The organism is Vibrio ponticus (assembly GCF_009938225.1).
Taxonomy (GTDB): Bacteria; Pseudomonadota; Gammaproteobacteria; order Enterobacterales; family Vibrionaceae; genus Vibrio; species Vibrio ponticus.
Map to the genome: position 1 here is coordinate 1770275 of NZ_AP019657.1, position 12467 is coordinate 1782741.

The 12467-nt window shown below is 43.2% G+C and carries 7 protein-coding genes and 1 other RNA gene; 2 read left to right on the plus strand and 6 right to left on the minus strand.

Annotated elements, in window-relative coordinates:
• The first annotated feature begins 135 nt into the window (after positions 1-135).
• The gene (locus GZN30_RS07670) at positions 136-4533 is read left to right on the plus strand and encodes an SslE/AcfD family lipoprotein zinc metalloprotease (protein WP_075648693.1); all 4398 of its coding nucleotides are present in this window, start codon (positions 136-138) and stop codon (positions 4531-4533) included.
• Between the two features lie 116 nt (positions 4534-4649).
• On the opposite strand, the gene GZN30_RS07675 is transcribed toward GZN30_RS07670, so the two are convergent.
• The 4 genes from GZN30_RS07675 to GZN30_RS07690 all read right to left on the minus strand — a co-directional run bounded on the left by GZN30_RS07675 (position 4650) and on the right by GZN30_RS07690 (position 9322).
• Positions 4650-5285: an HD domain-containing protein gene (locus GZN30_RS07675; RefSeq protein WP_075648694.1), complete on the minus strand. Its 636-nt coding sequence runs from the start codon at positions 5283-5285 to the stop codon at positions 4650-4652.
• 2 nt (positions 5286-5287) lie between these two features.
• Positions 5288-5740 (minus strand): GNAT family N-acetyltransferase, encoded by a 453-nt coding sequence (locus GZN30_RS07680; protein ID WP_075648695.1) that lies wholly within the window; start codon positions 5738-5740, stop codon positions 5288-5290.
• Between the two features lie 143 nt (positions 5741-5883).
• Positions 5884-7143, minus strand: a complete 1260-nt coding sequence (locus GZN30_RS07685) for an SLC5/6 family protein (protein ID WP_139312222.1) — start codon at positions 7141-7143, stop codon at positions 5884-5886.
• 880 nt (positions 7144-8023) lie between these two features.
• Positions 8024-9322 (minus strand): L-cysteine desulfidase family protein, encoded by a 1299-nt coding sequence (locus tag GZN30_RS07690; protein WP_075648697.1) that lies wholly within the window; start codon positions 9320-9322, stop codon positions 8024-8026.
• Positions 9323-9618: 296 nt separating this feature from the next.
• On the opposite strand from GZN30_RS07690, the gene GZN30_RS07695 reads away from it, so the two are divergent.
• Positions 9619-10095: an Lrp/AsnC family transcriptional regulator gene (locus GZN30_RS07695; RefSeq protein WP_075648698.1), complete on the plus strand. Its 477-nt coding sequence runs from the start codon at positions 9619-9621 to the stop codon at positions 10093-10095.
• A 126-nt stretch (positions 10096-10221) separates the two neighbouring features.
• Here the strand turns inward: GZN30_RS07695 and ffs are convergent.
• An RNA gene (gene ffs / locus GZN30_RS07700) (signal recognition particle sRNA small type) lies at positions 10222-10318 on the minus strand.
• A 179-nt stretch (positions 10319-10497) separates the two neighbouring features.
• Positions 10498-12417: a GGDEF domain-containing protein gene (locus tag GZN30_RS07705; protein ID WP_083627144.1), complete on the minus strand. Its 1920-nt coding sequence runs from the start codon at positions 12415-12417 to the stop codon at positions 10498-10500.
• Between the last annotated feature and the right edge of the window lie 50 nt (positions 12418-12467).

Consider the following 12467-nt stretch of genomic DNA (forward strand, 5'->3'; position numbering starts at 1 on the left):
GGATAACCCTGACAAAATCGCACTATCACAATAAATTATACCTATGGTTACAACAATTATTAATAATTAGTTAACCCTATCCCAGACCTTTAAAATCCCAATAAATTTAATAGGTTAAGATAAAGTAATTTCTGAATGAAGATCAAATTTATTGTAAGCGCCATTTCAGCTGCGCTTATCGCGGGCTGTAATGATGACAGCATCAATGTTACATCTGAAACCCCCACCGGGCCTGAAGTCCCTGAAGTAGTCATTCCTACCCATTTCAGCTCTAAATTAAGCGTGGGTGGGCAAATTATTTCTGGTGACGTTTCTTGTAACGGTGAAGTCCTTGGTGAAGAGGCTAAAATTACATTGGCTTATGGTGACGACATTCGTTGCTATTTTGGCAATGTTGAATTAGCTAGCTTCCCACCATTTGTCTACAAGCAAGAATCTAACTTAAAGACTATACCATCAGAGTCGATGGTCATTGACGGGGATCACTCGCGTAATGCTCATGCCGTTCTACGTAAAGTAAGCACCTGTCCAAGTGAAAATCGCATCTGCTTAGAAGAAATCAACAGTTTTGATATTGCCGAGGTTTATCAAAACCTTGATGATGAAGCCTTGGTAAAAGAATTCTTAACCCCACAACCTGAAGAAAATACCGGTGAAGCGCCATCGTCTCACGTTGATGACACTGTAATACCTGAAGTATCAACCGGAACAAATGATGACAAGTTTGGTCAAGAAGGTGCGTTTGTTTCTGCGAATGTTGAAGAAAACCTAGCTTATAAGCCGAGTTCCGAAAGTGCATTACCAACACTAGCTACTCTGACCGACATCAGTGGACAAAAACCGATCGCAGGTGTTCAATTCTATACGCGTAGCAAACGTGGCACGACAGACGAAAACGGTCAATTCGAGTTTGTATGGGGTGAAGAGATCACTTTCGGTATCGACACGTTTAATTTTGGTAAAGTGAAAGGTAACCAAGTCAGTTACAAACTAACCGATGTGACTGGTAATACAGTTGTTCAACAAAATATCCAACAACTCGCTGAACGCTACGATACAGATTCTTCAGCAGAAACGATCACTTTTGGTCCGAAGGTTCACGAAGTGTTTGCTTTGTATCCTAACGTTATCAACGAAGTGATTAACCTATCCCTGCCGAATGGTGCTGCCTTACTTGATGATAAAGGCAACCCAACTGGGTTCAAAACACCAGACGAATTCAGCGCGCAATTTAACACAGGTCTGGCAGCACTGATTGATGCTGAACTTAACAAAGCTTCAAGCTACCAGTTTAGCCGCATGTTTGATCAATCAAAAACAGTTTCAATGCAATCTGGTGGTTATGTAACCGATACCCTGACCGCCCTATACAAGCAAGTTGATCAATTCCACGTATTCCATGACACCTACTCTTGGTATGGCGCGAGCGGTTCGGCTCGTGGTCAACGCGCACTCAACCTATCTAACCGTGCTTTCCCTATCATGATGGCTCGTAACGACAACAGTCACTGGCTTGGGTTTGGCGAGGAAGCGGCTTGGACTCGTGGTTCAGGTAAAGATCAAAAAGCTTACTTTGTTGATGCCACCGTCCTTGATAGCAATTCAACTATCGAGCTTGAGCGCCCGATGAAGCTAGCAAAGGACAATGTTACTTTTAACCTACCGTTCGTTGCGAGTGGCGAAATTGGTTCAGGTAAAATCGTCTATATGGGTAACTCTATGTACCCAAGCATCATCTCTTGTCCAGACAACTACTGGGCAGGCGCAGAGCTAAGCATTAACGGCGAAGAACAAGCCTGTAATTACAAAGGAACATTCGAAGAACAAACCGCTGATAGCCGCAATGATGATGGTTCGATGGCGACTTTCTTCGCCAATATGTTCAATTGGTTCGACACAGAATACAAAAATAAAACCATTGCTTCGAATATCGAACTTGGCTATGCATTTGAAACATGGAAAGCAGATAAAACTTATCCATTTTTCGTTAGCCCGAGTTTTGGTTTCAGCAATTACGAATACTACTCAAGTGGTCAATTTGGTGATTTAATCCCTGAGACTACACCAATTCTGATTTTGCAAGGTTATGAGCAATTAACCAGTGGCTATGAAACAAAAGCGACTTTGGCGAATATTGATAAGCCGATTCTAACTCCAGAAGACATTAGTGACTTAATTCGCTACGTCAGCAATGGCGGTAACATTTTGGTAATGGAAGCCATTGGTCCTCGTAACCCAGAGCCTATCGCTCGCCTGTTTGACTCAGCAGGTATGGCGGTTGGTGAAAGTAATACCGTTTTCACTCGCCAAGCTTACTGTGGTTCTAGTTACTACTGTCATGGCGATATCGCGCCTAACGTTCATGCACAATTAACCGGTGGACTAGTCGTATACGAGCGCTATGCGGATACATCCAAGATCACTATCGAAGAGAACGCTGAAGGCAAAGGGACTGTGGTATGGCCTGGTCCTGTCGATATGCCAACATTGGAAATCCCTCGCTTTAAAGATGCAAACAACGAGGCTAAAGGTGAATACGCGTTTTTTGCAGTAAACAGTGAAGAAGAAAAACTTGCGGCTATCGCAAAGATAAAAAAAGAGTTCCCTCAAGCGCCTGTATGTAAAGACCCATACGAATACGAAGTTAACTGTATTGAGTACCGTGAGGGGCATGGCATTCAAACTCGCGGTAACTACCTGCGTCCAGACTTCACTCGTTATCCTATGAACCAAGAAGTGGTGGCTGCGATGGTTAAAGCCGCTAACCTTGGCGACAACATCACGGCGCTTTACAACCATGAGTTGTACTACCGCACCAAGTCACAGCAAGGTGAACGCTTACCAAGCGCAGAACTCAACGCGGTCTATGACAACCTATCAATTTGGTTATGGAACAACGAAAATTACCAATACGATAGTTCAGTGCAAGATGAACTAGGTTTCCAAACGTTAGTTCAATTCCTAAACTGCTATACCAGCAATGCCCATCAACAAGGTGCCAATGTCGCATGTCCTGATGAACTCGGACAGTCTTTAGTGGATAACAATCTAATCCATGCGAACGGCGAGCTAAACCCAAGCTATCCGCTCAATTACATGGAGAAGCCACTAACCCGTATCATGCTGGGTCGTTCATACTGGGATCACGATATTGTTGTCGATACTACCGTATACCCTGGTCGCCCTAAACAAATAGGCACATCAGCTGATGCGACTATCCAGACATACCGTAACCCTGTGACGTTTGCAGCCAATAACCGCCAAGCGACAGGTCTATGGGCTCCACAACTGGAAAACGTAACAGTAACCGGCGGTACCGCTGGTACTATTACGGTAGCTTTAGTTGATGACCTGACAGGGCGAAACAACCATGAACTTGCGCTTAACCGTCCGCCTCGAGTGGAAACAAGCTTTGCTTACAATGGTTCATCGTTAACGTTCAAAGTACCTTACGGTGGTTTAATTTACATTTCTCCTGCCGCTAGCCAAGAGCAAGCGACGGTTACATACAAGTTTGATAATGTAGTTAAAGGATCGTACTGGAAAAATGACGCGTGGTTGCATGGCTACAATGATGACGTACCGCTAGCGGATATTGACACTGGTCACTTTATCTATACCACTCCAGTTAAAAACGTTCAAAATGCAGAGAAGGTTAGAAGTTTCGTAGTAGATATAAACCGCTTTGCGAATGCAGCTAGCGATTTCTATGGGCGCGATCAAAACGAACTGGTTGGTGATCACCGCCGATTCACTAGCCCTAGTGTACTACCTGAACACCGTCATCACTTCGTAAATGATCGTCAAATCTCAATTGGTGCAGCTCACTCAGGTTACCCAGTTCAGAGCTCATCATTCAATGTGAACGCAACAACCATTCCAACCAATCCGGTAAATGATTGGCTGCTGTGGCATGAAGTTGGACATAACCTAGCCGCTGCTCCATTCAGTGTTGCGGGTTCAACCGAAGTGACCAACAATATTCTCGCACTTTACATGCAGGAATTACGCGAAGATCTGCCTGAGATGACACGTATCAAGCTTGATATTCAAAAAATGGACACTTGGATGTCAATGCATGGCGGTCATGCTTGGAGTGAAGCGGATGCTGGTATTCGTTTGGTGATGTTTGGTCAGTTAAAACTTTGGGCCGAAGATCACTTTGATATCAATAAATGGTACAGCGCTGACGTATTGCCTACAGTGTTTGATACAGAGAAACAAGGTTGGAATCTATTTAAGTTAATGCACCGTATGGCTCGTGGCGAAACATTTGCTGAAGATGCCAACTACTGTAATCAACAAGCTACAGGCTTAAATGCGAGCGACACCATGATGGTCTGTGCGTCATACGCATCAGGCTATGACCTGCGTGATTTCTTCTTGCAGTGGAACCCAGGCGAAGTGAAAGCAGATATGCCAAATGGTGAAAGTGACTATAGCGGTGGTATTACATCAAATGGCTTAGCTACGCTCAACCAACTAGACTTGCCAACAGCACCTAAATCTCCACTGAGTTACACAAGTTTGTAAACCTCTAGGTCGCCCACGGGCGACCTTTTTTACGTCAAGAATACTCACTATCTCCTAAAACAAGACAACTGAGATCTAAACCAGTATGCTCTTAAGTCGGTGGCTCCATCACCGACTTAAATTTCATAAGAGAATTGCTGCAAAAACTCCTGCATAAACTCCGTGCGCTTTTCTGCTTCTACTCGAGCAGACTCAGTGCGCATGGTCTCTTTCAGTTTGAACAATTTGGTGTAAAAATGATCAACGGTGTACTGTCGATCATCGGGCTGACGATGATGGCAAAACGGATCTTCTGCTTGATACAAGTCGACATCTAAACTCGTGCTCACCTGAATGCAGCGAATCACACCAATGGCACCTAATGCATCCAGTCGATCCGCATCTTGAACAATCTTGGCTTCTAATGTTTTAGGCTCAACTTGAGCACTAAAACTGTGCGCGACGATCGCATGGTGAATATCGTTTAACAATACTTCAGGATAGTGAATACTGCGGAGCAACTCGATTGCTTTATCAGCCGCAAATAATGAGCTCTTGGCGCGATCTGGATGATTTTTCGCCACTGCAACGCAGTCATGCAAATAAGCCGCTGGCAGTACGATCGCCAAGTTTGCCCCTTCAAGGCTGCAAAGCTGTTTCGCCGTTTTTACTACACGTTGAATATGCGCTAAATCATGGGCAGAATCTTGCACCATCTCATCCTTAACGAACTGCACAAGCTGTTGTTCTAGGCGAGCAAAATCAATCTCCATCACTACTCCTCAAGATTCAAATAAAGGCGCAACATATCTTGGTGTTGAATACCATTTTCAAAGATCGCTTCTGGGTAGTTATCCAAGAAATAATTTTTCAGCACGCAATCAACACGAAAACCCAAGCGTTGGTAGTAGGTTAACTGATAGCCAAATGTTCCTGTCCCTAACTCCAGTCTATTGATGCCTTTGTCTGCCATCTGTGCTATCACATGCCGCAGTAACTGAGTGCCAATACCTTGCTGCTGCTTACAGGGAGAGACGGACACATTAAAAATCTCTACTACCCCGTCACGTATTACTTTCATCACACAAGCAGCAAATACTTCGTTTGGCTCTTTGGCGATAAAACACCAGCTGTCATGTAAATATGAGGCGATACTCTGCTCGCTAGGGTCGGCCTCTAGTAGTAACTCAAGCGGTACCTGACTTGAGTCGCATTGTAAAAATTCCACGTTAATTCCTAGAGTGAGTGCGGCTGATTAATCCGCAATTTAGCGTTATATCGCTTACTCTATCAGTGGATTCAGGGATTGACGAGACAAAAAAAGCGGCTCATTTGAGCCGCTTTACTTCTACTGTTAATTAGGTAACGTCATTACATGAACGCCAGTAACGGAGAGATACACAATAGGATACCCGTTACGATAATTAGGTTAGTTGCTGCACCTTTGTATTTGTGTAGGTGCGGTACTTTGTGTACTAGGTAAGCAGGAATCAAGCAGCCTACCATACCGAAGATTGGGCTACAGATTGAAGTAAACGATAGAATCGGCGCATTCAGTGCAATCGCTGACCAAGCTAGTAGGATGATGAACACGGTTACTAGTTTGTTTACTAGCTCTTTGTTGATTTGAGACTCATCACGGCTACGTAGCAAGATGTTCATCGCTAGACCACGACAAGCTTCTTGGAACGCTAGGAACACACCAAAGAAAGAGGTCACTACCGCAAAGATGTTAATCACGATACCCGCTACCGTCGCCCAGCTACCTGGGAAGTAGTGTGCAATGATTGCTAGAGCTGAAATGTTCTTGTTCATTGCTTCTGCAGCTTGCTCTTGGCTAATCGCAAAAGTAAATGACACTGCGAAGAAGAACACGATGACAAACAGAATAGAGAAAGCGATTTTCATTGCACGTTCTGCTTTGTAACGCGCTACTTCAATTGATTTCTCGTGTGAACGATAAGAGATCACCATTGGGCTAAGCGACTGAATAAACAGAATAGAGGTGAGCGTAAATGGTAGAGTAATGATTGCATTCTTAAGCATTGGACCAAAGTCACCAATAGCAGGAATGTTTGCCATATCCCAACGAGCAACCAGTAGAATACCCATTACCGCAACAAGAGATAGTACTGTCACTGCCATAAAACCAGACAATTTAAACAGAAGCTTCTCACCTTTTGAGCCGATAAACGCCAGCACACAAATAAGTGCTAAACCATAGAATACGTTGTCGTTTAAATGACCTTCAGTCACACCAAATGAGTGTAGGTATGAAGCACTATCATTGGTTACCGCCAATGAATACACAAGTACCCAAATGACCAACATTAAGAAGTAAAGCACACCCAGTGCTACACCCCAGTTTTTACCCAAATAACCTTCAATTACGCCTGGGTAGTCAGTACATTTTTTCGATTCAGCTAAGGTATTAATAAAAAGTTTTTGAAATAGGTACATGGCCGGGTAGCCAATAACCGAAGAAAGGAGAAATACCCATAGACCCATTACACCAACTTGAACTGGTAAAAATACGATACCAGCACCAATCGCCATACCGATACTCATTACCACCCAACCAATATCGACGTTGTCGAACTTAATCGCTTTTTGCCATTCTTGTTTGGTCATATTTGCGCGTTCATATGGTTGTCTGGTGTCTTTGGTGCTGCTGGTAGGGACAGCTTGTACAGTTTCACTCATAATATTGTTCCATTAGATTAATTTTGTTATTGGTATCCGCAGACGCTTCACAGCGTCCGTCTCGATTTAGGTAGGAGCATACTCGAGCTTTTATAGAAATTGTTTATTAAAAATATCACGAAACAGGGCTAAGATAGGAAAAAATTCTTTAAAACCACAATCTGAAAAAGGTCTTTTTTTTGTGCTGATTTAGATCAATTGGCGAATAACTAAATGGTTTGAAAAGCTTGATCGACTTCACCTTCCTACGTTTTTTATGTGCTAGATTTGATATCAACTATACGAGATGCGCTTCACACTTTCATCATTTCCCGACAAGCTGAAAAACAGAAAACATAGAAAAACAAACACAACACATTCAAATTAAAATTAAGTGTGCATTTTTACAATTTATTTGAATGATATTATGATCATTTGCTCCATATAAGTAGAAAAGTAATTTAAACAAACCCTTTAAATATGGAACCATAGCTTTCATTAATCACATTTTAAGCAACACTTAAAGCCAGACGTACAAATTCCATCCATATCCACATTCTAATGTTGTCATAATAGCGAGAATTAGTGAGAAGAAAGTTCAAAGCAAAACTAGGGGATCGCGCTTTGGTTGGCTGTCACTGTATTAAGAATCTACACAGAAGAGCGGAGCCGAAGCTGTAATAGCGAAAGGGAAAAAAAGCTTAGAGATAAAGGCTGAAGTACATCAGCAAAAGCGCAAAACGTGGTCATGGTCGCTGCGCTAAAAAAGAAAAACCAAGCTTCTATCTTAGTTGATAGAAAGCTTGGTTTGAATGAAGTGTTGAATCGATTACTTTTGCATCATGATATCAAGGATCTGTACATCCGTTTGAGTCATCGAGCCATTTGCCAACGCAGAAAGATTGATAATAGAGTGGTCGACATCATTCGCCACAATACCTTCATTACCTGTCACTCGAATACCATCGATCGCCATCAATGCTGCTTTAACCGCTGAACTGGCTGATGAAGACACTTTCATTGCACAAGACGTTTTTGCGCCATCACAAATAACACCAGCAACGTCACCAATCATACTACAGATCGATGCACTCACTTTCTCATAGTCGCCACCAAGTAGATAAGTAATCGCCGCTGCAGAGCCCATAGATGCCGTTGTCGCACCACAAAGCGCTGATAGCTTGTTCTGGTAACTCTTAACGTAAATCGCCATTAAGTGTGAAAGCATTAACGCACGAATAGTCTGCTCTTCTGTTGCTTTTAAGAACTCGGCACTGGCAACGACAGGCATAGTTGCCGCAATACCTTGGTTACCTGAACCTGAGTTACTCATGGCTGGCTTCATTGCACCGTCCATACGCGCATCAGATGCGGCAGAAGTACGAACTAACACCTCTGTTAGAAGGCCACCTGACAATAAGCCGCGCTGCTCATTTTTACGGAATGTGGCACCGATTTCTAAGCCGTAGTTACCTGCTAGACCTTCTTCAGAAAGTTCTGTGTTTAGCACTTTGGCCTGTTCAATAAATCGAATATCGTTTAGATCAGCATTCATTGCAAAATCATACACATCTTTAGCGGTTGCTTCTGCAAAAGGATTCGCGCTAACGACTTGCTCGCTTTTCTCTTGCGGCTCAGCTTTAAAGATGGTGATGCCATCTTCTTCAATCGCAATAATATTGGTGTGACCATCAGCGATAGTCACAGCTACGCTGCGGTCTTGATAAAACACCGTTACTTTGGCATACAGAATGTTCGCCACATCAGCAACACCCACGGTCACTTGCTTGTTTTCCAACATCTGTTTCGCAACGGCAACGTCATCCGCAGTTACGTTTTTAAGTACTTCAAGGTTTGCAGTGTGGTCACCTGCAACAGCACCGATAGCCGCTGCCATGTTAAGACCAACAGAACCGGTCCCTGGAATACCTACGCCCATACCATTTTTCATTAGGTTGGCAGAAACGATTGCTTCAATGTTCACTGAGCTAGCTTCAGGTTTGATACCTAGGCGGTCAATTGCGATTGCAGTTGCGAGTGCAACTGAGACTGGTTCAGTACAACCAAGGGCAGGGACGACTTCACGATGAATAACATCAATAAATAATGGCCATAAGTGTTGTTTCATGTATTGGCTCGCTTCAAGTAATAGTTATAGCTTTGGGTCAGAGGGACCTCGATTTGGTTCTATTCTAATCCAATACTTGAAGAAATTTTTTGCCAATTATTCTCGATATCCAACCAAAAAGAGAAAATTATTCTATTCATTAGTGAGTAAAATAGGGATAATTTGATCCCAAATACTCTTTATAGCTAAGCGATAACAGCGAAAATAAGAAATGTGAGACAGATCACATCAAATTCTCCGTTATTGTAAATTAAGAGTAATATTTACTTTATGAAGTTTGAAGACAATGTGAGGAAATGGTGGCAGAACGAGTAAAACTGGATAAGGTCGATCGCCTATTACTGGCAGCCCTACAAGAAGATGCAACAATGCCTCTTAATGAGTTAGCGAAAACCGTTAACTTAACAACGACACCTTGTTGGAAGCGTTTGAAGCGTCTTGAAGAAGAAGGCGTAATTACCAAGCGTGTTGCCCTACTAGACCCTGAGAAAATTGGCGTTAACTTTACCGCTTTTGTTCAGGTAAAAACTTGTGACCACTCTCATGCATGGTATGAGAAGTTCGTGCTTGCCGTGTTCGATATGCCAGAAGTGATGGACTTCTACCGTATGGCTGGTGAATACGATTATATGATGCGAGTGCAAGTGGAAGACATGGCAGCCTTTGACCGCTTCTACAAGCAGTTGGTAAACCAAGTAGAAGGGCTTACTAACGTAACGTCTACGTTCGCGATGGAATCGCTTAAGTTCACCACGGTATTGCCTCTAAAATAAGCTGAGACAAACGATGGTTGGGGTGCTTCTAATCTAAGGAACTGCGCCCCTTCAATATTTCAGCCAATTGATAAGCGCCAGATAGCAAAAAGCCGCTTACAAGAAGCGGCTTTTCTAAATTGGGTGGAGACCCAGCCACATCCCGGCACACAAGTCACCCGCTGCGGCTGCTTCCTTCCGGACCTGACCGAGTTCACGAGCTATTGTTGCGGGAGGACCAGGCCTCCATAGTTCATCTCTGTATAACCAGAGAGTGAGGGGATTATCTGGTATCACTGCGGTCATTGCAAGCCTATAAGCCAATTAATTTGGAGATCTTGCATTGAATGGTGAGCTTTTGACCGAACCCGCGAGAAATCGATACAAAATTGAACAATTGCAATAAGTTAAACAACTATCTAGCTACCTAGCCGATGAAGCCAATTCATTACGTAAGCGGCGTGATTCAATCACATTCGCTTTGCGCTTATTCGAATACATCGATAAATCAGCTTCATGCATTACCGCTTCAAGCGTCATACTTGTTCCTCGCGGCTTAGAAACACCAAATGCGACCGAAACTTCGAGCGCAATATCATTACTCAAAGAAGTAAAACGGATCTTCTGCAAATGTAAGAGCGCGTGGCTTAGATCATAGCCATTTGGTGTGCCAATCAAAATAAATTCATCGCCACCAATACGATAACTCTGCCCTTTCCAATATCGATTAATGTTTCTCGACAACTCTTGCAAGACTTGATCGCCCACTTCATGCCCATAGGTGTCATTAATCGGTTTAAATTTGTTCACATCCAAATAGACTAACGTCACTTCTGCGGGTACACCTTTACTAAATCGACGTTTTAACGCTCTGCGATTCTTAAGACGAGTCAGATTATCCGTATTAGATTGCTGGTTAAGATAGAAGCTCGCAATTAAAGACGCGGCCAACGCGACAAAGAAAACAACCAGACTTAAACGCGCCAGTTTTTGCTCACTCTGTAAGGTTGCTTTCCAATCAGGCTGAATGTAGTGCTTATTAATAATTCGCTCTAAATCCAACATGGTGATCGCTTGAGAAAACAGTGAAGCTAAAACCGCCCCTTTCTCATCATTGTTAAACCCAATTGCGATGTCCGTATAGTAAACCTCACCAATTAACTTATCCTCAGTAATTGGCAGTAACGTCTTCGACTCTCGTAATACCTTATTAAAACTCGAGCGGGACATAACCAAGTAGTCGACTTCTCGGTTTAATAACGCGGCAACTCGAGCCGCATTATTGGGATAGGTATAGAGCTTCTTCTGCGGCAGCATTTTCGCTAAGACTTCATGGTAAATATCGTCTTTGACGACGCCTATTCTTTCAACGATCAGCTCTGAAATATTACTGTAAACATTATCTTTATAACCCTCTCGCTTAAGTACGATACCTGTCGAGGTGTAATAAGGCTTACTAAAGTTTGCGATCTCTTTGCGAGGTTCAGATATGGCAAGCGGAGACAACATATCAATCTTTTCCGCTAAAAAGTCACCATACATCGATTCCCATGTCTCCTCAGCATGACTGACAAGTTGGCAATTTAGCTGCAATATATGGCAAGCAGAAAACAGTACCTCTGGCGTCACTCCCGTCACTTTGCCATTATCGTGATAAGTCGCATACTGACCAATATGCTCTATTTTCACTTTCAGCGGTTGATTTCTGTCAATACCCGCTCGAGTGACCATATTACGTAAAGCTTCACGACGAAGTTGAAATTGATAGCCCTCGACCGACTCTCTCAAGGCTTTTTGCACTTGTGCGGTATGGATAAATTGTTGGAACTGCTCAAGCTGCTGCTTATGTTTACCTTTTGTCGCAATGAGCGACACCGGTTTGATTGAGATCTGGTGATTAAGCAGCTCAGCATCATAACCCGCCGATAGCATCGGTTTTAACTGATTAATCGCGTCAACGATGCCGTCAACTAATCCCTGCTCAAGCAAGCGCTTGGCTTCAAGTTGACCTTGATATTCCACTTGCTCAATATCGGGATAGTTTTTCGCGATTAACGCACCATATATCGTACCCTTCGGCACTCCGACCCGCTGTATCGAAGAGAGTGTTGCACCAGCTAAGCTATAAAGATAGGTATATTCGATATTGGTAGGACTAGAGAAGTCAAAGCGCTCTTCGCGCTGATCGGTAAAGGTAACATTCGCAGCAAAATCACTCTCCCCAATCTCAACTGCGGTCAGGATATCGTTGAAACTTGGGTAGTAGATATATTCAATCGTAACGTCAAACTCGGATGCCACCGAGTCAAATAATGTTCGGGTAACAATATCATCCGCCTCCATCCCTACTTTGATGCTTTTTTCAGCATAAGCGGATGGCAGTGAAATGAATA